General features: G+C 66.7%; 22 protein-coding genes. 14 read left to right on the top strand and 8 right to left on the bottom strand.

Annotation, left to right across the window (positions count from 1 at the left end; genetic code table 11):
- Window positions 1-935: 935 nt before the first annotated feature.
- The 6 genes from C5C07_RS15280 (at window position 936) to C5C07_RS21330 (ending at window position 3,850) form a co-directional block, all read left to right on the top strand.
- Window positions 936-1,415 (top strand): hypothetical protein, encoded by a 480-nt coding sequence (locus C5C07_RS15280; protein ID WP_115805413.1) that lies wholly within the window; start codon window positions 936-938, stop codon window positions 1,413-1,415.
- A complete protein-coding gene (locus C5C07_RS15275) occupies window positions 1,415-2,410 on the top strand; it encodes a hypothetical protein (RefSeq protein WP_115805412.1) in 996 nt (331 codons plus the stop codon). The genes C5C07_RS15280 and C5C07_RS15275 overlap by 1 nt, the downstream gene beginning before the upstream one ends.
- A complete protein-coding gene (locus C5C07_RS15270) occupies window positions 2,410-2,952 on the top strand; it encodes a hypothetical protein (protein ID WP_115805411.1) in 543 nt (180 codons plus the stop codon). Before C5C07_RS15275 ends, C5C07_RS15270 begins: the two co-directional genes overlap by 1 nt.
- A complete protein-coding gene (locus tag C5C07_RS15265) occupies window positions 2,945-3,253 on the top strand; it encodes a hypothetical protein (RefSeq protein WP_115805410.1) in 309 nt (102 codons plus the stop codon). Before C5C07_RS15270 ends, C5C07_RS15265 begins: the two co-directional genes overlap by 8 nt.
- On the top strand, window positions 3,246-3,611 hold the full coding sequence (locus C5C07_RS15260; protein ID WP_147302027.1) for a hypothetical protein: 366 nt from the start codon (window positions 3,246-3,248) through the stop codon (window positions 3,609-3,611). Before C5C07_RS15265 ends, C5C07_RS15260 begins: the two co-directional genes overlap by 8 nt.
- 74 nt (window positions 3,612-3,685) lie before the next feature.
- Window positions 3,686-3,850 (top strand): hypothetical protein, encoded by a 165-nt coding sequence (locus C5C07_RS21330; protein ID WP_158546589.1) that lies wholly within the window; start codon window positions 3,686-3,688, stop codon window positions 3,848-3,850.
- On the opposite strand, the gene C5C07_RS15255 is transcribed toward C5C07_RS21330, so the two are convergent.
- The 3 genes from C5C07_RS15255 to C5C07_RS21900 all read right to left on the bottom strand — a co-directional run bounded on the left by C5C07_RS15255 (window position 3,841) and on the right by C5C07_RS21900 (window position 8,806).
- Entirely contained in the window at window positions 3,841-5,130 is a 1,290-nt protein-coding gene (locus C5C07_RS15255) for a site-specific integrase (RefSeq protein ID WP_115805408.1), read from the bottom strand. The two genes, C5C07_RS21330 and C5C07_RS15255, sit on opposite strands and share 10 nt — an antisense overlap.
- Window positions 5,131-5,255: 125 nt before the next feature.
- Window positions 5,256-6,512 carry a lipopolysaccharide assembly protein LapB gene (locus C5C07_RS21905; RefSeq protein WP_233510407.1) on the bottom strand — a complete coding sequence of 419 codons (1,257 nt, stop codon included), beginning with the start codon at window positions 6,510-6,512 and terminating at the stop codon, window positions 5,256-5,258.
- 1,415 nt (window positions 6,513-7,927) lie between these two features.
- A complete protein-coding gene (locus C5C07_RS21900) occupies window positions 7,928-8,806 on the bottom strand; it encodes a hypothetical protein (RefSeq protein WP_233510400.1) in 879 nt (292 codons plus the stop codon).
- A gap of 216 nt (window positions 8,807-9,022) precedes the next feature.
- Here C5C07_RS21900 and C5C07_RS15245 point away from each other — a divergent pair, with 216 nt between their 5' ends.
- On the top strand, window positions 9,023-9,877 hold the full coding sequence (locus C5C07_RS15245; protein WP_050459187.1) for a hypothetical protein: 855 nt from the start codon (window positions 9,023-9,025) through the stop codon (window positions 9,875-9,877).
- 12 nt (window positions 9,878-9,889) lie between these two features.
- On the opposite strand, the gene C5C07_RS15240 is transcribed toward C5C07_RS15245, so the two are convergent.
- The 3 genes from C5C07_RS15240 to C5C07_RS15230 form a co-directional block, all read right to left on the bottom strand.
- Window positions 9,890-10,117, bottom strand: coding sequence for a hypothetical protein (locus C5C07_RS15240; RefSeq protein WP_004976531.1), 228 nt, complete (start codon window positions 10,115-10,117; stop codon window positions 9,890-9,892).
- A 49-nt stretch (window positions 10,118-10,166) separates the two neighbouring features.
- Window positions 10,167-12,749: a heavy metal translocating P-type ATPase gene (locus C5C07_RS15235; protein ID WP_050459188.1), complete on the bottom strand. Its 2,583-nt coding sequence runs from the start codon at window positions 12,747-12,749 to the stop codon at window positions 10,167-10,169.
- Between the two features lie 125 nt (window positions 12,750-12,874).
- Entirely contained in the window at window positions 12,875-13,474 is a 600-nt protein-coding gene (locus tag C5C07_RS15230; protein ID WP_049905180.1) for an AsnC family transcriptional regulator, read from the bottom strand.
- 132 nt (window positions 13,475-13,606) lie between these two features.
- Here C5C07_RS15230 and C5C07_RS15225 point away from each other — a divergent pair, with 132 nt between their 5' ends.
- From C5C07_RS15225 to C5C07_RS15195, 7 genes are all read left to right on the top strand, one after another.
- Window positions 13,607-13,804, top strand: a complete 198-nt coding sequence (locus tag C5C07_RS15225) for a heavy-metal-associated domain-containing protein (protein WP_004976528.1) — start codon at window positions 13,607-13,609, stop codon at window positions 13,802-13,804.
- Window positions 13,805-13,914: 110 nt separating this feature from the next.
- On the top strand, window positions 13,915-14,097 hold the full coding sequence (locus tag C5C07_RS15220; RefSeq protein ID WP_004976527.1) for a hypothetical protein: 183 nt from the start codon (window positions 13,915-13,917) through the stop codon (window positions 14,095-14,097).
- Between the two features lie 109 nt (window positions 14,098-14,206).
- Window positions 14,207-14,566, top strand: a complete 360-nt coding sequence (locus tag C5C07_RS15215) for a hypothetical protein (RefSeq protein ID WP_115805407.1) — start codon at window positions 14,207-14,209, stop codon at window positions 14,564-14,566.
- 225 nt (window positions 14,567-14,791) lie between these two features.
- Window positions 14,792-15,328, top strand: coding sequence for a DoxX family membrane protein (locus C5C07_RS15210; RefSeq protein WP_115805406.1), 537 nt, complete (start codon window positions 14,792-14,794; stop codon window positions 15,326-15,328).
- 247 nt (window positions 15,329-15,575) lie between these two features.
- Window positions 15,576-16,541 (top strand): FAD-dependent oxidoreductase, encoded by a 966-nt coding sequence (locus tag C5C07_RS15205; RefSeq protein WP_115805405.1) that lies wholly within the window; start codon window positions 15,576-15,578, stop codon window positions 16,539-16,541.
- Window positions 16,538-17,653 carry an iron ABC transporter permease gene (locus C5C07_RS15200; protein ID WP_004976520.1) on the top strand — a complete coding sequence of 372 codons (1,116 nt, stop codon included), beginning with the start codon at window positions 16,538-16,540 and terminating at the stop codon, window positions 17,651-17,653. The genes C5C07_RS15205 and C5C07_RS15200 overlap by 4 nt, the downstream gene beginning before the upstream one ends.
- A 32-nt stretch (window positions 17,654-17,685) precedes the next feature.
- Window positions 17,686-18,534, top strand: a complete 849-nt coding sequence (locus tag C5C07_RS15195; protein ID WP_394338705.1) for an ABC transporter ATP-binding protein — start codon at window positions 17,686-17,688, stop codon at window positions 18,532-18,534.
- Window positions 18,535-18,634: 100 nt separating this feature from the next.
- Here the strand turns inward: C5C07_RS15195 and C5C07_RS15190 are convergent, their stop codons facing one another.
- Complete coding sequence (locus C5C07_RS15190; RefSeq protein WP_004976518.1) at window positions 18,635-19,108, bottom strand: peptidylprolyl isomerase; 474 nt, start codon at window positions 19,106-19,108, stop codon at window positions 18,635-18,637.
- 58 nt (window positions 19,109-19,166) lie between these two features.
- Window positions 19,167-20,630: a hypothetical protein gene (locus C5C07_RS15185; protein WP_115805403.1), complete on the bottom strand. Its 1,464-nt coding sequence runs from the start codon at window positions 20,628-20,630 to the stop codon at window positions 19,167-19,169.
- Window positions 20,631-20,636 lie beyond the last annotated feature (6 nt).

Genomic DNA, 20,636 nt, shown 5'->3' with positions numbered 1-20,636 from the left:
CGACTATCTCCGTATGAAAGCTTCCCGTCGATTTCATCAACTGCGTCTTTCGGTAAGGGAACTGTGACGTCTTTCCGATTGGCCATGGCCGAAAGTGGTCACATGGCTACATAATTACTTGCCCCTGTGGTTAGTTGGTGAGTCACCACAAGAACTATTATTACATCGAAACTACGTGGTTACGTGGTAAGATGGTGACTAACCGCTATCAAGCAACGATCACGATGGACGAAGAGATGCGAGACGACATCGATGGCCACCGACACCCTGCGACATCTCGGAGTGAATGGGTTCGTGAAGCCATCAAGGCCCGTCTTGAGGCGGAGAACCGCAATGAGTGGGATGACTTCGCTCCTACTGGTAGCAAGCGAGAGAGTGAAAATTCAGCGGAGGAGGGGACCCGCGCGGACGTCTGAACGATCCCCAAAGTACTGCCTATCGACTGAAAGGTCCCGGCGCGGGGGAGACGCGCCGGCCACGATCAACTAAAAACGCATGCACGAAAACGCGAGAGAGCGGCTTAGTTACGCGGCTCGTAAGGCGCAGAACCAGCGAATAAGCATAGCTTTTCCAACACACCCATTCTGCCGGAAATACAGCACCCTCCCTTATACGTCGAGTTCTAAGGGACGAAGTAGCACCGCGGAGCCCGCCGAGCGCGCCACATCTGTCCAGGACAAGCGCGCCCGGCCTACCGCGGGTCACGACCTCAACCAAATGACTGAGAACGCAACCGAGTCGGGATTAGGCGTCCCGGCTCAAGAGACCACCGCTTCTGAGAACCGACTTATCACCGACGGCGGCATCACGACCGCGAACAACTGCCCCCACGAGCACACCCGACGCTACGGGAAGACCGATTTCACCGGAAGCGCGGTGATCGAAAAACGGTGCATCGTCTGTGGCCGTACGCTCTCGCTAGGAGGGTCGCGATAATGGCGGGTCGCGAGTGCCGGAAGTGCGGACAGCGAACGGGGGCGAACCGGCGGCTCTGTCAGATGTGTTCGCTCGACAAGCGCTACGGCAACGACTTCGACCGCGCTACCGAAGTCGACGACGAACCAGACGAGCTTGAGCACCGCTGCGTCAGCTGCGGGCACGAGCAGACGTGTACCCTCTCCGACGACTGCGAGGAGTGTGGCGAGCGCCGCTGGCGGTACATCGGTCCGCTCCCCGGTGAAGACCGGGTCGCGACCGACGGCGGCGCTGTCGAACTTGTTCCGGCGCGGATCGACTACGACGACCTGATCGGGGCCGAGTGTCCGATCTGCAGCGAAGAAATCACTCCCGGAGCGCTGCGCTGGAGCGGTCTCGCGTGGGAGCACAAATCCGAAGAAGCCCATCCCCAGGCCGGCCACCATCAGATTTCCGAGACGGTCGACGAAGACGTCAACGACGAGGGTGGTGATTCGTGATGAGCTTCGTCGCGAAGTGCAAGCAGTGCGGAGTCATCGAGCGCGGCGACATCGAGCAAGTCGGCGACGCCGCTGAGGACCACGAGCAGTTCCACGACGTCCGCGTGTCGCGCGTCGCAACCGACGGCGGACGCAACCTCAAAGTGTGCCCCCGCTGCGACAAGCCTCACGTCCGAAAGCGCTCGCCGGCGACGCGTGGTGCGAGCGGTCGGGACGAAGCCTACTACTGCGGCCGCTGTGGGTTCAGTTTCGACGAGCCAGGCGAGCGTCCACGCGGAACGAGTGGGGGCATCCCGGAGCACACGACTGCAGCGCGCCTCGAGGCCGCCGACCCGGAGGACCTCGGCCTTTCACCAAGCGGCGAGCGACTCGTCACCGACGGCGGTCAAACTGTCGAGCACGTCCCACACTCCAGCGCTGACTACGACGACATGGACTACGTCGATGACCGTGGGGTTCGGATCTTCGACACCAACTGGACGTGCCCGAACTGTGGCGACGTCGGTGAGCTGATGTTCCGTCCCGGTTCGAAGAACACCTGTGCGACATGTTTCTGGGTCATTGACGGGCCGTACAACGACTTCGTGCTTCGCGACTGGCCGCTAAAGTACCGTGACGCTCAGCGGCTTCTCGCTTCGATGGGCGAAGACTGGCATGGAACTCCGGGAACGGTGGCGACACGACTGCACGCACACTTCGACAGCGGCTTTGAAGCTGAACAGGCGTGGCAGAATCTCCTCGACGATTCCAACCAGGACGCCGACATGGACGGATGGCTCGTCACCGACGGTGGAAAATACGACCCCACCGCGGTCGCTGGTGAGCACGGCGCTGATCGCTACCATCACCAATGCGCCGACGCCGTCCGAACCCACGCCGGAATCGCCGACCAGGACGACTCCTGTATCAACGGCACGGTGGGGTGTGTAGGTCCGAATTCCGGGACTGACGAGCTCCCGTGCTTGGAGTGTCTCCTCTGGGGAGGTGATGACTGATGACCGCGAGTGACACCGGCGCCATCGACTACGAGTCACCGTTCCCGGAGTGCCGGGTACTCGCGACAACCGACCCGCACGCGCTGGTGCGGCTCGACATGAATCGCGATCAGGCCGCGCTGTTCGCGAAGCAGTGCCAGCGCGCCATCGACCGCCACGACGACGGCCTCGTCACGCTCGGCCTCACGATGCAGGAGCCGACTTACCGCGTATTCGCCAACCAGATCGCGAATCTGGTCAACCTTTCGTCCGACGTCGACGGCGACGAGGTCATCTCCGCACAGGTCGTCACCGACCGCGAGCTCAACCCCGAGGACTCTGAGGGAATTTCGGTCTCGGTGCTGCTCAACGAGAGCCAGCTCCACGACGTCCACGGCAACGCCCAAGACGCGCTCGCACAGTCGGCTGGCCACCTCCACCGCTGGGAGTTCGGCGTGAGCCAGAACGGCGCGGAGATGCTCGTCCAGCAGTTGGTCGCCGCGGTGAAGGGCGCCGACGAGCCTCTCGACCACGTCGACATCGAGGGGGAGGACGATGCGTAGCGTCATCACCGCGGTCCGGACGTTCTTCCAGCGCCTCCATGCGACTGCCCGATGGGGCGGCCGGTTCCTCGCCGACCCTCGTGGTGTCCTTGAGGAGTTCCGGATCCGGCGCCGGCGTCACAAGCTGGTGATGGTGTACGCGAAGGAGGCTCGCGTCCGGCACGGCCTTGGGCCGGGTGTCTCCCCGATACTGTACGCCTACGACCGGCTCTGCCGGGAGGGACTCACGACCCCGACCGAGGACGGTCTCGAATGGCACTGGCCCGAAACCACAACGGCAGGAGAGAGATACGATGAGTGAAGACCCTATCTTAATCAAAGGCTACGCTGACTTGATCAGCGACCGGAAGCTCTCCGGTGACGACCCGGATACCGTCGCCCGAGAGCTCCAGGCCAACGGCGGTGACGACGACTACCTTGTCGCCTGGCTCCCGGACTGGCTCGTCGACGAGAAGGACGTCGAGTTGCTCGGCCGCAGCGACAACCTAGTCAGCGGCCGGGTCGACCACGAGACCGAGAAGGCCTACCTCCTGCTCGCCGACGGCGACGAGGTCTGGCTCCCGAAAAGCGTCATCCGGGTTTACCGCGTTTCGGGTGGCGGCGATCTCGAGATTCCCCAACACGGGCTCACCGACTTCACCAACGGAGGGTCGCGATGACGCTCACCGCCCAACTTTGCGAACTCGAAAAAGAGCGAGAGGGTAGCATGACAGCCAAATTGGAGAACTAAGCTATGGCAACGACACAACCGACGGACCCGATCGACATCATCGAGCAGCACGAAGAGGTATTTAAGACGATCCGGGAGCAGGCGACCGATCCCGATGTCGCAGAGCGGTTTGGTGGCCAGCCGCTTGAGCTCTTAGAGCTTGACCGCAAGCGAGGTGGTCAGGCTTGAATCTGGGAGTAGAGCTCTTTGACCTCGATGTCGTCGCCGACGACGTTGTTGAGCGCAGGGTACTCTTCGAGGATCTTCCCGAGCTCAACGAGCGCGCTGGCTGCGTCGCCGTCCTCGGTCTGGATAGCGTCGAGCAGCTCCATCGTTTGGTTCTTCTTCTGCCTGACGGACTCGTGGGAGAGCGGTTGGCCGCACCACATGCAGTCAGGGCGCTCGCGCGGAGTTTCTCTCTCACACCGCGGGCAGTTAACCGGCGCTGTCGGTTCGGGGTCGTCCTCCTGGACGTCCATTCCGTGGGCCTTCGCGACGGCGCGGTCGTTCGCATCGCCGAAGACAGCAACGTAGTGGGAGGCGACGTCGGAGCCGCGCTCCCATCCGTGGTGGTCTTCGAGGTGAGCTTGGCTGACGTTCTGGCTGGCGAGGAACGAGGCGGAGCTCTTGCGCATCCGGCGCCAAGTGATGTCGGTGTGTTTGATTTCCGCACGGCGGGCGGGCTTCTTCATCATTTTCAGCTTCATCTTGTACGAGACATCGCGGCCGCTGTCGAGGTCGCACCAGAGCGGTGCCGTTGGGTCGGTGCCCTTCGGATGGTCCGCGAGCCATCTGTTCAGGTACGGGACGGCGTTGATGACTGTCGGCGAGCGCTGGCCGGTTTTTCCGTCGAGGGAGACTTGGAGGCCGTACTTGTGGTCGGTGACATCGCCGACACGGAGTTCACGCATCTCCCCGCTGCGGGCGCCAAGGTCCCACGAGACGGCGATCATCGCGGCGTCGCGGGAGTAGCGGCACTTCTGGAGCATGGGGTCGATATGATCGTCCCACCAGAGCATCTTCGCCGGGTCGGGTCGGGGCTTGAAGCTCCGCGGGAGGGTCGTCTTGATCTCACGCTTCATCACGGGTGGGATGACGTCTTCCTTCTCGCGCTGCTCGACGGCGAGGTCGTGCCCGAGAGTCCGCTTGCCGAAGATGCGGACCGCGACGCGGTAGTCCTGGTTAGTGTACGGCGTCTCGTCGATGTCGTACTTGTCGTGAATCCAGTCGACGAGCTGCTGGCAGGCGTCGGGGTCTTCGCGAGCGTCGACGAGGTCAACGGGTGCCTGCTCGCTCGCGATCGTCGAGTGGCGGAGAAGCTTCAGGTGACGATGCCAGGTGTACTCTTCGCGCATCCGCTTGAGACGGTCGGAGAATTCGAGGAGTGCGTCGCGGTCGGTATCACTTCCGCCGCGTTCGCCCGTTTTGAGCTGTTCTCGGAGGTGCTGAGCCTGTTCCTTCTCGGTCATGCTCTATTCATATACTTTAACGGTTGGAACTTGAACCAGTGGTACAATTCCGGCCCTTGGCTTTTCTCTTCGAACGCAACTCTCGCGAGCGACGCGTCTCGGTATCGAAGCGGCGACTGACGACGCTATCGTACGAGCCGCTGTTCGAGCGCGCTGACCGCGTCGTCGTCGCCCAGTTCGTGTGCGAGTTCGAGGGCGTCAAGTGCAGTCTTCCGCGCTCGAACCCCGGCTTCGACGGAGGAAAAGCACGCTGCAGCGCGTCGTAATTCGGCGAGTGCATCGGAAACGTCTCCGGTCTCACAGAGCGCCGTAGCGTACTGTCGGCGACACCGGCCTTCGAGGACTGCCGTCGGCGCGGATTCGATTGCAGTCCTGAGTAGCGAAGTCCCGTCGTCAGTCTCTCCCGACCGCACGTACACCTCTCCGAGCGTCACGCTCGCGAGCGTCCTCGGCTCGTCGCCGAGTCCGGACGCTCGTTCGTGGGCGCGTTCTGCGACCGTTCGCGCGTCGTCGAGATCGCCGCTGTCCAGGAGAGTTCGGGCGCGGACTGTCTGGAGTTCGGTCCGCTTCGACTCGTTTTCTTCGAGGAGGTCGATGGCGCGTTCGGCGTATTCGATGGCGGTCTCGGGTTCACCGAGTTCAGAGAGCGTTTGGGCGAGACCGTAGTACACGTCCCTTCGAATCCAATCGAACTCCGGGTCCTCGACGTCGTCGAGAAGCGATTCGTAGCGCTCGCGCGCGTCGTCGAGCGCCCCGCGGTCGAACGCTATCTTCCCGAGGTTGTTCGATGTCGACGCGACGCCGATGGAGTCGCCGATTTCGACGCGGATGTCGAGCGCGAGTCGGGCGTATCGCTCCGCTTCGTGGAGCGTCCCGTTTTCGAGTTCGATACGGCTGAGAACGGCGAGGCTCAGCGCTTCTCCCCACGGATACTGAATCTCTCGGCGAATCTGGAGACTCGTGCGGGCGTGCGCCGCGGCTGACTCGAACTCACCGAGCGTTATCTCGACGAGTCCGAGGTTCGCGAGCGTGCTCGCAACTTTCGTCTCGTCTTCGAGGTCGCGACGGAGTTCGAGCGCTCGCTGGTAGTAGCCTTTCGCGGCCTCCGGATTGTCGGTCTGTGCCTCGATACCACCGAGCGCGTTCAACACGTCGCTGCGGCCCACCTCGTCGTCGATTCGACTGAATCGTTCGAGGGCCTCCTGTGCGTATTCGCGGGCGGGCTCGAACGAACCGCGGTAGCGTCCGACCTCGGAGCGTCCGGCAAAGCCGTCGGCGCGCGCGCGGACCAGTGCCGCCTCGTCGAGGCGCTCGTCGTCGAGCGACGCGAGCGACTCGAACTCTCGTTCGGCGCGTTCGAGTTCGCCCCCGTTGACGAACATGCGGGCGCGCCACCGACGAACGTCGAGTCGGAGCGTGCCGTCGCAGGCCCGCGGCACGTCGACGTCGGAGTAGTCGGTCTCGGCGTACAGCTCGGAGAGCGTCGGCGTGTTGACGCCGAGTTCGAACACGCTACGGACGAGTCGTTCTCCCCACGTCGCGGGGTCGCTCTCGATAGTGCGAACGATATCGGCGGTCCCGCCGAACACCGATTGGACGGTCCGGCGCGCGTCGCCGTCGTCGACGAGCGAGCAGAGCGCGTCGAGACACCGCTCGAACCGGCGGCGGGCGCGACGCTCGGATTCGAGGTCGAGCAGTCGCTGGAGGAAGCGAGCGGACCACGTCTCGTGGACCGCGCGAACCCGGTCGCCGTCGGACTCGTCGTCGCCGAACGCGGAGTAGAGGACGGTCCGTTCGAGCGCGTCGAGCGCTTCTTCGACGACCGATTCGTCCTGCTTCGACTCGGTGAGCGCGTACGCGAGCGGCGGCGAGACGCCGATGCCCGAGGCGTTCAGGAGATTCACGAGAACGCCGACGTCGACGCCGAGTCGCTCGTCGACGCGTTCGAGGTCGGCGTAGACGGAGTCGATGTCGTCGAGGAGGCTCGTCGGGGCGGCGTTCCCTCCTGCTGCCGGCTCGGCGTGCCGGGCGAGTCGATGCAAAAAGAGATACATCTCTCCTGGTTCGAGGTCCCCGCCCTCGTTCGGGGTGAGTTCCTCGGGGTCGATATCGACGTTCGTTCCCACAGTCGCCTCGAAGTGCTCGACCAGTCTGGCTCGCTCGCGGGCGTCGACGACGGGAACAGAGACCACGTCTATCGATTGTCTCCGGTGGAATTCGAGGCGAGCGGTGCCGCGGAGCGAGTCGTCGCGCCACTCGCTTTCCCGACTGTCGAGGAGGAACGTCACGCGGTCGTCGTCGTCGAACTCGCGGACGAGTTCGAAGATGCTGTTCGCCTCGGTCCGGGTCGCGTCCTCGACGACGACGAGGACGTGCCCGCTGGCCTCGGCGAGGTACGACCCGAGGTGCGCCGTGGAGGTAAACGGGTCGTGCTGGCCGGACTTCCGGTAGAGGACGGTACCCTGCTCGTGGTCGTACCACCGGCACGCGACGGACATACATACCGTGCTCTTTCCCGCGCCGGGCGGCCCCGTCACGACGTGGTCGGTCCCCGAGCGGAGTCGGGAGAACAGGTCGTCAGTCACGTTCTCGCGTCCGTCTTCGGTCGGGCGCTCGCGGTCGAGCGCGTAACCGGCGCGGACCTCGCCGAGGTCGAAACCGGCGCGCCAACACGCCAGCGGCGGCGAGACGCCGACGCGGTCGAAGTACGCCGGTGCGAGCCGGGCGAACCCTTGCGACCGCAGCTCCGTGGAGAGCACCGGGCCGCGAATCGCCGCACTCCCACCGCGGTCGTCGGTTACGTTCCGGGAGCCGGCCGTCGTCGCTTCGGCGTCCGCATCGCCCGCTTTGGCGTCCGCGATGTCGGCTTCGGTTTCGGGAGCGTCACCGTCGGCGTTTCCGTTGAGGTCGAACGGGCTCGCGGCTTCCCAAATCGACTGCACGCGGCTCCGGGCCCACGCCACGGCGCGCTCGCTCGTGTTCTCGATGACGCAGCGTGCGCGCGCGTCGTCGTCGTAGGCGACCACCATCGCGTGGGGCGTCCCGTCGAGCGTCGTCTGCGCGATGGCGAACGGGGAACCTCGCCGACCCGAAGCTCGCAGTCCGGGACGGTCTGTACGGTTTCGAGAAACGCCGGGTACGCCCGCCAGATAGCGGTGACGACGGAGTTGGGAGCGACGAACCGACAGGAGTGCCCGTCGACGAGCCAGGTCGTACACCGGTCGACGAACGTCTGACTCGGCAGGTACGGGAGGACGAACGTCCCGTTGTTCGTCGCTTTGAGCCTGTTTCCGAGCGCATCGAACGGGTGTGAGACGCGCGGGTCGGTCCGCAGTTCGTCGCCCCCGACGACGGCCTCGACCGGAAGCGGGTAGTCGGCGGCCGCTCCGGCGACGAACGAGTCGAGTTCGAGCACGTCGGCGGCGGCGTCGCGAGTGGCGCGAAACAGCGAAATGAACTGTCCGCCCTTCAGCGACGTGGTGTAGTCGCCGTCGTCGAGGACGAACCCCGCGGCGGTCAGGTCGCGTATCGCGCGGTCGACCGTCGAGCGCGAGTACGGAAGCACCTCGGTCAAATCTCGCTTGTCGAGGCGCGCGCCGTCCAACGCGTTGAGGAAGTCGAACCGATCGGCGGCGAGTTCCAACTGTTCTGTGACGAGGTCGTCGTCGCGCGTCACGACCAACTCCCGGTTCGGCTCCGTCGAACGACTGGTCGATATCTCATTGACGGGAGGTTCGGCCAATAGTTTCAAAAACCCTTGTCAATCCACAGCTTCGACTGTTCGTCTGCACCGTCGTATTGGGGGCGGGAGTCGCCGCCGGCAGTCGCGCGACGCGGTGACACGCTCCGAGGAAAAGTAATCGTTATACGCCGCGTGGCCCATGCCGAAACCATGCAACGACGCGCCGCGGTCATCTCCGTCGTGTTCTTCCTGGTCATCGGTGCCGGTGCATACTCACTTATCGCGACTGCATCGACGCCGTCGGTCAGTTTCGAGAACCCCGAGTACTCGCTGGCACAGGGGGACGAGTTCTCCGTCCCCGATAGCGACCAGGCGTACACAGTGTCGTCGATAACCGAAGAGGAGGAGTCGGGCGGTCACGGTGGTGGCACCACGCTGGTCCGCTCCGGTGAACTCACCTACGTGAACGACTCCGCTCGCTTCACCGAGACGTGGGACAACGAGAGCACCGTCACGCTCGACGGCACGGACTACCGTGTCGAAATCGCCAACGTCTCCGACCCCACCGAAGCGACGCTGGTCGAACTGTACAACGAGACCGCAATCCTCCAAGCCGACTCGAACGCCGACAACGAGACCGTCACCCGCGACGGCGAGCGCTACGTCGTCGTCAACGATTCGACGCTCGTCTCGGTCGACGAGTACTTCCCGGCCAACGAGACGCGCACCGTCGCCGAGGGTGACTCCTTCGACTACAACAACCAGTCCGTCACCGTCGACGCGGTCGAGACCTCCGGCGTGACCCTCGAGTGGTTCGCGTCCGAGGAGAACACCGTCACCGTCGAAAACGAGGCGAACCTGACCATCTCGGGACAGCAGTACCTCGCGTACTTCCCGGACGGCGAGACGCTCGTCCTGACGCAGAACTACGACAGCTACCAGGCGCAACTGTCCGAAATCGACAGCTTCCACGAGACCGAAAACGGTCTCTGGGGCATCGCCATCGTCTCGTTCACCACGGTCATTCTCCTCATCGGCATGGCGTTCCTCCCGTCGCGGTACTGAACGTCCCGTCCGTCACCGTTTTTCGCGCGCCTCGACCGCCCCGAGCCACGCGGCTCCGGCACCGATGACGACCGCCGACAGCGACCCGACTATCTGGAGCGCCGCGACCGCGACGACCGACCCGCCGGCCGCGTAGCGCCACGGGGCGCTCGCGAGCGTTCCGAGGCCGACGAGAACGAGGAACGCGCCGACGGCGACCAGGAGCCACGGCTCCGTCCGCGCGGGGGTTCGAGTGGACATACCCTGAGAGAATCGCCGCGCGAGGAGAAAAGCGAGACGGCGAAGCGGACTACCGCCGGAGGAAGTCGAGGAAGCGGTAGTCGTGGTCCGGCGTGTAGGCCCGGAACAGGAGGCTGTTCGTGAGGACGGACACCGACGACAGCGCCATCGCGCCCGCGGCGAACACCGGCTGGAGGAGGCCGAGCGACGCGAGCGGAATCATCGCGGTGTTGTAGCCGAGCGCCCAGAACAGGTTCTGTTTGATTTTCGCGAGCGTCCCCGCGGAGATGCGGATGGCCTTCACCACGTCGAGCGGGTCGTCCCGCATGAGCGTCACGTCGGCCGCCTCGATGGCGACGTCGGTTCCCGAGCCGAGCGCCGTGCCGACGTACGCGGCGGCGAGCGCGGGCGCGTCGTTGACGCCGTCGCCGACCATCATGACTCTCGTTCCGTCGGCCTGCAGGGACTCGACGGCGTCGGCCTTGTCCTCGGGGAGGACGCCGGCGCTGACGTTCTCGGGGTCGATGCCGACCTGCTCGGCGACGGCGCGGGCGGTCCGCTCGTTGTCGCCGGTAATCATGTGGACGGTCGCGCCGCGGTCGCGGAGCGCGGCGACGGCCTCCGCGGCCGACTCCTTGATTTCGTCCGCGTCGGCGACGACGCCCGCGAGGTCGCCGTCGACCGCGACGAGCATCGCGGTCTTGCCCTCGCGTTCGAGGTCGCGGAGCGCGTCCTCGGCGGGCGCGGGGTCGACGCCCGCGTCCGAGAGGAGTTTGCGGTTACCGACGAGGACGGTCTTCCCGTCGACGGTCGCGCGAATCCCGTGACCGGGGACGTTCTCGAAGTCCTCCGGGTCGGCGAGGTCGAGGCCGCGGCCTTCCGCGCCGGCGACGATGGCGCGGGCCAGCGGGTGTTCGCTGTTGCGCTCGGCCGAGGCGGCGTACCGGAGGACCGCGTCCTCGTCGAGCGTCTCGTCGTCGGCGGTGACGACGCCGGAGCCGTCGGCGGCGGGGCCGACGGCGACCACGTCGGTCAGCGTCATCTCGCCTTTGGTGAGCGTGCCGGTCTTGTCGAAGACGACCGTCTCCACGTCTTTGACGCGTTCGAGCACGTCGCCGCCCTTGAACAGGACGCCGTTGCGCGCGCCGATTGCCGTCCCGACCATCGTCGCGGCCGGGGTCGCGAGGCCGAGCGCGCAGGGACAGGCGATGAGCACGGCCGACGCGAAGACGACGACGGCGAACTCGAACGTCGAGACCGCGCCGCCCGCGGCGACGGGGCCGCCCGCGACGAGCCCCCAGACCGGGAGCGACCGGATGAAGCCCGCGAGCGCCTCGGGGAAGAGGAACCAGACGACGCCCCACAGGAGGGCGTTGGCGATGACCGCGGGCACGAAGTACGCCGAGATGCGGTCGGCGAGGTTCTGAATCTCGGGCTGACGGCCCTGGGCCTCCTTGACGAGCGAGACGATCTGCTGGATTGCGGTCTCGGAGCCGACCTTGGTCGCCTCGACCACGAGGACGCCGTTTTGGTTCACCGTCGAGCCGACGACCTCGTCGCCTTCGGCCTTCGAGACGGGGACGGACTCGCCCGTGACCATGGACTCGTCGACCGCGGAGTCGCCGTCGACGACGACGCCGTCGGTCGGAATCTTCTCGCCGGGACGGACCTTCATGCGGTCGCCGACCTCGACCTCGTCGAGGGGGACCTCGCGTTCGGTCCCGTCGTCGTCGACGAGCGTCGCGGTGTCGGCTTCGAGTTCGAGGAGCGTCCGGAGCGCCTCCGACGCCTGTCCCTTCGAGCGCGCTTCGAGGAAGTTCCCGAGCGTGATGAACACCAAGATGAGCGCGGCGGTGTCGAAGTAGAGACTGCCGGCGAGGAGACCGACGAGGACGGCGACGGAGTAGAGGTACGCCGTCGAAGACCCCATGGCGATGAGCACGTCCATGTTGGCGGTGCGGTTCCGGACGAGCGCCGTGTAGGAGTTCTCGTAGAACTCGCGGCCGAGGTAGACCTGCACCGGCGTGGCGAACGCGAAGCCGACCCAGCCGATTGGAACGCCCGTGCCGGGAATCGTCTCGGGGAGGCCGCCGCCGAACAGTTCGACCGCGAGCATCGCGAGGAGCGGCAGCGACAGCGCCGCGCCGAACAGCGTCAGGCGCTTCTGCCGGCGAATCTCCTCGTTACGGGCGGCGTCGCGGGCGTCGTCCGCGTCCCCCTCGTCGCCGTCGTCTTCCCGGACGGGCGTGTAGCCGGCTTCTTCGACCGCTCGGTACATGTCGTCGAGGCTCGCGTCGGCGGGGTTGTAGGTGACGTGCGCCTCGTCGGTGGCGAAGTTGACCTCGGCGGCGACGACGCCCGGAACCGACTCCAGCGACTTCCGGTTCGCGTCGGCGCAGTTCGCACAGCTCATCCCGGTGATGCCGATGGTCCGGCTCTCCGAGAGCGCCTCGTAGCCGGCGTCCTCGATGGCGTCGTATATCTCGCCGAGCGATACCTCCTCGGGGTCGTACTCCACGGAACCCTCGTCGGTGGCGAAGTTGACGCTGGCGCTCGCCACGCCGTCGAGCGCCTCCAACGCCTCGCCGACGGTGCGCGAGCAGTTCGCGCAACTCATCCCGCGGATATCTAAATGGGCCGTTCGGCTACTCATCTCACCTATACGTACGTGCCCCTCTCTTACCTCGATTTCCCCTTCAGGACCGAGCGTCATCGAGGGGTCGAACTTTGGATTCGAAACCAGTGGCCGCGTCGCTCGATTATCGGCCCCCGGCCCGCTCAGTCGTCGTTCGCGCCGGCTTCGAGGCGGTCGTATCGGTCTTCGAACCGGCCGAGACAGGACGAACAGCAGAAGTGGTAGAGCGTCCCGCCGATGCGGGCGCTCTCGCCCTCGCTCGTCACCGTGTTGCCGCACTCGGCGCACTCGAGGGCGAATCCGGTTCCGTTGACCGTCGGCGTCCACTCGGCGGACTCCACGAGGCTCACCTCGTAGTCGCGGACCCGCGAGAGGTCCACGAGGTCGTCCAACTGGGCGCGGACGGAGTCCCCGTCGAGCCGGGCGTGGACGGTCACTTCGCCGTCCGCCGCGACGAACAGGTGGTGGACCGGGTCTGCCGCTCGGAGGGTGTCGCGGACCTCGTCGACGAACTCCGGGCGGACGGTGAGTCTGACGAGCACGGGCGTCCCGCCCGAGAGCGTTGACTGGTCGAGGTCGACGGTGAACCGGCGAATGATGCCCTCCTCGCGGAGGCGGTCGATGCGGTCGGAGACCGCCGGCGCGGAGAGGCCGACTTCGGCGGAGATGTCGCTGAAGGGTCGGCGGGCGTCTTCGGCGAGGAGTTCGAGGATGTGGAGGTCTGTTTCGTCGAGCGCGCGCATGCGACTCAGTTGGTACCACGATGTCATAGGTGTTCCTCGCGTTTGGCTTTCGAATCGAAAGCTAACGTCGGGAGTTTGTCGAACCGCCGAAAGGGAAATCCACTAAATCGGGAAGCCCCTATCTCGAACCGCATGTCGACCACGCTCACCGTCACCGGGATGACCTGCGAACACTGCGAACAGCGCGTCGCCGACGCCCTCGCCGGCGTCGACGGCGTCGAGGACGCGACCGCCGACCGCGAGGCGGAGCGAGCGACCGTCGAGGGCGACGCCGACACCGACGCCCTCGTCGCGGCCGTCGAAGAGGCGGGCTACGACGCGAGCGCCTGAACCCGAGACGCGCCCGACCCGGACGGCGAGGAGACCGGGTGCCACGACCGGGGAGTCGGTTCGATGCGCCCACCTCAACGGTTTTCTCCGGCGACCCGCTATCAACGACCATGCACGCGCGGTCGTGGGCGGCCGTCCTGTTCGCGCTCGTCATCGGACTCCTCCTCGCGCTCGGCGTCGTCAGACTCGCCGCCGGTGACACCGGCGACTTCGCGCGGAACGCCGGCATCGCCGCCCTGCTGACGGTTTTCGCCGTCGCGCTGGTCAGAGACTGGGCGTCGAACGCGGAGTGAGGCTCGCGACCGGGAGCCTCGCCCGGCCGATTCCGCGGGAATATATCAACAGATTGTCTTTCACTTCGGGGGCAGACGGTTACAAGAGGCCGCGGTCCCAATCCCGCCTGTGTCTCCACCGAGCGACGACGACTTTCGCACGCACTCCCCGACGGCCCCGATAGACGACACGCCGACCGTCTCGTGTTCGCGGTGCGGCGAGGAGTGGGACCTCTCGTACGAACTGGCCGAGCTACAGCTCGGCAACCAGTCGGTCGAGCAGTTCGCGCTCGACCACCGTCGCCACACCGGACACTTCCCGGACGACGTCTCGCCGTGGGTCGTTAGCTGCCGACAGTGTCCCGACGGCGAGCAGTTCCTCTCCGAGGCCAGCGCCCGTCGGTGGGCCCGCACCCACGCCCGCCACACGCGACACGAGGTGGCGATGGACCACGCCGACGACGACGGGGTCGTCATCACGCCCGAGTGAGTCGGCGGGGACGGGTCAGTCTCGCCCGACGACGCCCGCCGTCGGCCGTGTGACCGGTGGAACCCACGCACCGTATCGAGACGTATCTTCGCGTTCGCGCCCGCCGAGGGTGCCGGTTCGAATCGACGTGGACGGCCCGCCGATTCCCAGTTTCCGAGGATTCGAAAATCGCTCCGGATTTATAACCTCCCGGCGGCCCACGCTTCACACGTGAGGTGACAGACGATGGCCGCAACCGGCGAAATCGAGATGCTGGGGAACCGGATGGAGTTCGACTACGCCGAGGGCGTCACCGGCTACGTGCTCGTGTTCGCCCGAATCATCACGGGGTACTGGTTCCTCCACGCGGGGGTGACGAAGTACCTCGCCGCCGAGCCGTTTAACGCGGGCGGCTGGCTCGTGAACGGCACCGCCGGCGCGCCCGGCCCGGTCCACGCGTTCCTCGCGTGGGTCGGCCAGACGCCGTGGATGCTCGAGTTCACGAACGTCATGGTCCCGCTGGGCGAGACGCTCATCGGGTTCGCGCTCATCACCGGGGCTGCCGTCCGACTCGCCGCCGCCGGGGGGACGTTCCTCATGACGTTCTTCTACCTCGGCAACGCCGACTGGGGACACGGGCTGGTCAACGGCGACCTGCTGGGGCTCGCGCTGTTCCTCGTCGTCGGCGCGCTCGCGGCGGGCCGCATCCTCGGCCTCGACGCGTACCTCGAAGAACTGGAGTTCGTCCGTCGGCGGCCCGCGCTCCGGTACCTCCTCGGCTGAGGGGATTTCGGCCGCGCTGGGCCGCGTTCGTCAGGCAGTCCGGCGGGCTTTCTCTCGGACGTCGTTACCGGTGATTCGGGTGAGTCAGCCTCTTTACGGGCCGTTCTCCGCGTGTCGGTGGATTTAGGAGTACCTAAAATCCGAAAGTGGTTTATTGTATTAGGGACGCCTAAAACGTATGAACGAAGACGGAGCCGACTTCGACCACGCTCTCCGACGGGCTGTTCTCACGGGGGCGGTCTGAGCCGTGACCGACCAAGGCACCGAACCTGACTCGACGGACGTGGTCGTCGTCGGCGGCGGTCCCTCGGGGTGCGCCGCGGCCGTCTTCACCGCGCGATACGGCCTCGATACCGTCGTTTTCGACCGGGGTAACGCCGCCTTCCGCCGGTGTGCGTACCTCGAAAACTACCTCGGTTTCCCCGCCGGCATCGGCGTCGACACCTTCACCGCGCTCATGCACGAACACGTCGCGGAGGTCGGCGCGGACTACGTCGCGGACATGGTCGTCTCGGTCGAGCGACCGGGCGACGATGCGGGTGGAAACGCGAGTGACGCCGCCGCCCGGCGATTCGTCGTCCGCACGCAGGACGACCGCCGGGTCGAAGCCGACTACGTCGTCGCCGCCGCGTGGTACGACGGCGACTACCTCCGCGGCCTCGACGACGACGACGCGATGTTCGAGGAACACGATCACCACGGCGAGGTCCACGAGCACTTCGACGCTTCGTACGCCGACGACGACGGGCGAACTCCCGTCGAGGGGCTGTACGTCGCCGCCCCGTCGGGCGAGCGGAACGCGCAGGTCGGTATCGCCGCCGGACAGGGCGGCCACGTCGCCCGGTGTCTCATCGAGGACCGCCGGCGCGAACGCGGCTTCCCCGGCGACCTCGCGCGCCACTACGACTGGCTCCGCGCCGACACCGAGTTCCAAGGCGAGTGGGGCGACCGCGACCGCTGGCGCGAGTGGTTCGAAAGCGAGGTCCCCGACGACGCCGACCTCGACGACGAGCGCCTCGCGGAACTCCGCGAGTCCTACATAGACCGGGCGTTCGACACCCGCCGGACCGACCACGAGGTCGAGACCGCCGAACCCCGCGGCATCCGGCGACTCGTCGAGGCGATCGGTACCGAACGCGTCCTCGATGCGCTCCCTGACGAGGCGCTCGCGGACTACCTCGACGGACGCGAACTCGGGGGTGTCGAGCAGTGAGCGGGACGACGTCGACAGAACAGTCCTCGGGGTCGGTGCTGAACCGGCTGTTCGGCTGGATAGACGGCTCGCTCGTGTCGCTTTGTCTCGCCAGCCTCGTGGTCGTCGTGGCCGGCGGCCTCGTGCAGGTCAGCTTCGGCGCGTTCTCGATGACCATCGGCGAGGCGTGGCGCGCCGTCTTCGACCCCGCGGTCATCTTCGACCCGCAGGTCTGGCAGGTGTTCCTTCTCGGCGGCGAACTCCCAGACCTCAGTCGGCGGACGCTCATCGTCTGGAACATCCGGCTCCCGCGGGTGTTCGTCGCCGCCCTCGTCGGCGCGAACCTCGCAATCTCGGGCGCGATTTTCCAGGCGGTCACCCGGAACGAACTGGCCAGCCCGTTCATCCTCGGCGTCTCGTCGGGGGCCGGACTGCTCATCCTCCTCACGCTCGTCGTCTTCTCGGGGCTCGCGGCGTACCTCCCGCTTCTGGCGGCGCTCGGCGGGATGTTCGCGTTCGTCCTCGTCTACCTCATCGCGTGGAAGAACGGTACCTCGCCGGTCAGACTCGTCCTCGCGGGCGTCATCGTCGGCACCGTCTTCCAGAGCCTCCAGACGGGACTGTTCTTCTTCGTCGACGACATCGGCGTCGTCCAGTCCGCCATCGCGTGGACGACCGGCTCGCTCACCGGAACCGACTGGGAGCAGGTTCGCATGGCCCTCCCGTGGTCGATTATCGCTATCGGCCTCGCGCTCGGGAGCTCCCGACAGCTCAACGTCCTGCTTCTGGGCGAACAGACCGCCCGCTCGCTCGGGATGTCAATCGAGAAGGTCCGATTCGCCCTCTCGGGCGTCGCGGTCCTCGCGGCCGCGGCGAGCATCGCCGTCGCCGGCATCGTCGGCTTCGTCGGGCTCGTCGTCCCGCACTTGGTCCGGAACGTGGTCGGCAGCGACTACAAGCGCCTCGTCGTCGGCTGTCTGTTCGCCGGCCCGGCGCTGATGGTCGCCGCCGACGTGGGCGCGCGCCTCGCGCTCAACCCGATTCAGCTCCCGGTCGGGGTCGTCACGGGCCTCGTCGGCGGGCCGTACTTCCTCTACCTCATGCGCAAACAGCAGAACATCGGTGAAGTGTGATGTCCGAACAGCAATCAGGAGACTCCCAACAGATGGTACAACACGGCGAAACGGACGCGACCGCGGACGGACGCGCGAGCGTCGAAGACGGCTCGACACGCGAGAGCGCGCTCACCGGTGACGCGCTCGAACTGTCGTATCCGACGAGCGAGGAGCCGGTCGTCGAGTGTGACCGAATCGACATCCCGCGCGGCGAAATCACGGCGCTCGTCGGACCGAACGGCTCCGGCAAGAGCACGCTCCTGAAGTCGCTCGCCAAACAGCTCTCGCCCGACACCGGGAACGTCTATCTCGACGGGAAGTCCATCACCGAGTACGACGACAAGGCGTTCGCGCGCGAGTTGGGACTGCTCTCCCAGCAACACGACTCGCCCACGTCGCTCACCGTCGAGGACCTCGTCTACCACGGCCGGTACCCCCACCGGAGCTTCTTCGAGCAGGTCAACGAGGACGACCACGAGGCGGTCGAACGCGCCATCGACCTCGCGGGCGTCGAGCACATCCGCGACAAGCAAATCGGCAACCTCTCGGGCGGACAGAGCCAACTGGCGTGGATTGCGATGGTGCTCGCACAGGACACCGACGTGCTCCTCCTCGACGAGCCGACGACGTACCTCGACTTGCACCACCAGCTCCGGGTGCTGGAGACGGTCCGCCAACTCAACGAGGAACGCGGCGTCACGGTCGCGGTCGTCCTCCACGACATCGCGCAGGCGGCGCGCTTCGCCGACTACCTCGTCGCCATGCAGGACGGCGAACTGTACGACTGGGGCCCGCCGCGCGAGGTCGTCACCGAGGAACTCCTCGCCGACGTGTTCCGCGTCGAGGCCGCGGTCAACTACACGCCCGACCCGGAAATCGTCCCCAAGCACTCGCTGTAGCGGCTCGGCGCTCCTTCTCGACGCTCAGTTCCGTTCCGTTCCCGTTCCGTTCTATCGCCCCGTCACAACTGCTCCAACTGCTCCGACCGGCCGCGACCGTCTACTGGACGGCGACGATTTCGATGTCGAAGACGAGCGTCTTCCCCGCGAGTTCGTGGTTGAAATCGACTTCGACGGCGTCGTCGCGAACGGCGGTGACGTCGCCGTGGAGCCCGTTTTCGGCGTGGACGTGCAGGCCGACCTCGGGCGTCTCGCCGACCATCCCCTCGAACGTCTCGGGGTCGTAGGTCCGAATCCGGTCGGGGTCGAACTCGCCGTAGGCGTCCGCCGGCGGGACGGTCACGGTGGCCTCCTCGCCGGCCGACATCCCGACGACGGCCTCGTCGAGCCCCGGAATTATCTGCCCCGCGCCGACGACGAACGTCTGGGGGGCGTAGTCGTCGCGGTCCTTCTCCTGGGCCTCGTACAGGCCGTGTTCGACCGCGACCTCGTACCGCGAGGTGTTGAAGACGGTCCCGTCTTCGAAGCGTCCGACGTACGCGAGCGCGACTCGGTCTCCCGACTCGATTGCCATAGCGGGGCTCGGCGGAGGACGCGCATAAAAGTCGTCATCGAGGCATCCCGCCGGGGGGTTACTGCGGTCGGGCGGGCGTCCGAAGCGCCGGCGGCCTGTTGCTGTCGGCTGTCGTCGCCATCCCAGCTGTCGTCCCGTTTTCGACGCCCTCGACCCACGCAGGGGGCGTCACAGTCGTCTCGCCGACGCGGCCGTAGGTCCACTCGAATCGCACCCAGTAGAACCCCTCGTCGGAGACGAGCGCATAGGTCGCCGTCGCGTCGGCGACGAACCCCCGCTCGTCCACGTGAGCGACGAACTGGTAGTCCTGGACGGGTTCGACGCCGCCGATGGCCGGGCGTTGACTCCCCTCGATTCGGTAGTACGTGACGTTCTCGTCGGTCACTTTCCCGGTCACGTTCGTCGCCCGCGTGTCGAGGTACTGGCGGACGAGCCCGCGGTTCAGCCCCCGCGGCTCGAACTGCACCGGCGGCGCGGTGGCGTTGCCGTCGACCTTCCGGGTCCGCTCGACCGCGTCTTCGGTCTCGGCGACGTACCACGCGTCCCCGTCGTAGTAGACCGTCTCCAGTCGGGTCCGCTCGCGGCCCGACTCGACGGTCTCGGCGATGACGTAGCGGTCGCCAGCGACGGCGATGTCGGTGTCGTACTGTCTCCGCGTCGAGTTCGGGTCCGCGCCCTCGGGTCGGTAGATGTCGACCCACAGCGTGTAGGACTCCTCGGCCAGCGCGCGCTCGTGGGCCGTGCTGAGAGCGGTCAGGTTCTCGATGCCGTCCGGCCCGACGCCCGGAACGCGCTCCAACTCGCCGGGTTCGATGGGCTCGACCGGCCCGAGGCGCTGGCCGCTCCCGAGTCCCGGCGCGCCGGCGTTCCGCGTTTCCGACCCGGAGGCGGTCTCGGTCGCCGCGGTTTCCGACGGTCCCTCCGTCGCCGCGTCGTCGCGCTCGGGCGTGGCCGTCGGCGACCCCGACTCACCGGCCCCGCCCGTCCCGACTCCGGCGGACTGCATCGACCCGTCGAGCGGCGAGGGCACGAGGTCGAGCGCGACGGCCGCCCCGCTCACGACGGCGACGACGACGAAGAGCGCGGTGATTCCCCGGGCGGCGTCGCGGCCGACCGCGGCGGTTCGGTCCCCGAGTCGTCGGACCCTCCGCCGGGCACGAACCCGGAGCGGCGGCCGGAGGTCGTCGAGCGACGCGCCGAACTGGCGGCGACAGACCGCATCGGCGTCCTGCCGGTCGATGGCGTACAGGAGCGCCTCGGCGATGTCGCCGGCGCCGAGGTGTTTCACGCCGGCCGTGTCTCGCTCGGCCGCCGCCGACGCTCTCGACCGACGGCCGAAGGCGGGCCGAATCCGGACCGACCGGCCGCGGCGCTCGGCGCGGACGACCCCCGCCTCGACGCGCGTCTCGAAGCCGCGGGCGGCCCAGAGGTCGGAAACGAAGGCCAGTCGCGCCCGTGTCGGGAGGCGTTCGAGGCGGGCGACGACCGTCCGGTACCGGTCTGATCGCTGGTCGGCGTTCATCTGGTG

This window comes from Haloferax sp. Atlit-4N (genome assembly GCF_003383025.1).
Lineage (GTDB): Archaea > Halobacteriota > Halobacteria > Halobacteriales > Haloferacaceae > Haloferax > Haloferax gibbonsii.
Note: the sequence above shows the minus strand (reverse complement) of the source record. Positions and strands in the feature narration are given on the sequence as shown.

Coding starts and splice junctions, on each gene's coding strand:
- C5C07_RS15280 (WP_115805413.1), top strand. CDS start 936: ATGGCGGGTCGCGAGTGCCGGAAGTGCGGACAGCGAACGGGGGCGAAC.
- C5C07_RS15275 (WP_115805412.1), top strand. CDS start 1,415: ATGAGCTTCGTCGCGAAGTGCAAGCAGTGCGGAGTCATCGAGCGCGGC.
- C5C07_RS15270 (WP_115805411.1), top strand. CDS start 2,410: ATGACCGCGAGTGACACCGGCGCCATCGACTACGAGTCACCGTTCCCG.
- C5C07_RS15265 (WP_115805410.1), top strand. CDS start 2,945: ATGCGTAGCGTCATCACCGCGGTCCGGACGTTCTTCCAGCGCCTCCAT.
- C5C07_RS15260 (WP_147302027.1), top strand. CDS start 3,246: ATGAGTGAAGACCCTATCTTAATCAAAGGCTACGCTGACTTGATCAGC.
- C5C07_RS21330 (WP_158546589.1), top strand. CDS start 3,686: ATGGCAACGACACAACCGACGGACCCGATCGACATCATCGAGCAGCAC.
- C5C07_RS15255 (WP_115805408.1), bottom strand. CDS start 5,130: ATGACCGAGAAGGAACAGGCTCAGCACCTCCGAGAACAGCTCAAAACG.
- C5C07_RS21905 (WP_233510407.1), bottom strand. CDS start 6,512: ATGTTCGTCAACGGGGGCGAACTCGAACGCGCCGAACGAGAGTTCGAG.
- C5C07_RS15245 (WP_050459187.1), top strand. CDS start 9,023: ATGCAACGACGCGCCGCGGTCATCTCCGTCGTGTTCTTCCTGGTCATC.
- C5C07_RS15240 (WP_004976531.1), bottom strand. CDS start 10,117: ATGTCCACTCGAACCCCCGCGCGGACGGAGCCGTGGCTCCTGGTCGCC.
- C5C07_RS15235 (WP_050459188.1), bottom strand. CDS start 12,749: ATGAGTAGCCGAACGGCCCATTTAGATATCCGCGGGATGAGTTGCGCG.
- C5C07_RS15230 (WP_049905180.1), bottom strand. CDS start 13,474: ATGCGCGCGCTCGACGAAACAGACCTCCACATCCTCGAACTCCTCGCC.
- C5C07_RS15225 (WP_004976528.1), top strand. CDS start 13,607: ATGTCGACCACGCTCACCGTCACCGGGATGACCTGCGAACACTGCGAA.
- C5C07_RS15220 (WP_004976527.1), top strand. CDS start 13,915: ATGCACGCGCGGTCGTGGGCGGCCGTCCTGTTCGCGCTCGTCATCGGA.
- C5C07_RS15210 (WP_115805406.1), top strand. CDS start 14,792: ATGGCCGCAACCGGCGAAATCGAGATGCTGGGGAACCGGATGGAGTTC.
- C5C07_RS15195 (WP_394338705.1), top strand. CDS start 17,686: ATGGTACAACACGGCGAAACGGACGCGACCGCGGACGGACGCGCGAGC.
- C5C07_RS15190 (WP_004976518.1), bottom strand. CDS start 19,108: ATGGCAATCGAGTCGGGAGACCGAGTCGCGCTCGCGTACGTCGGACGC.
- C5C07_RS15185 (WP_115805403.1), bottom strand. CDS start 20,630: ATGAACGCCGACCAGCGATCAGACCGGTACCGGACGGTCGTCGCCCGC.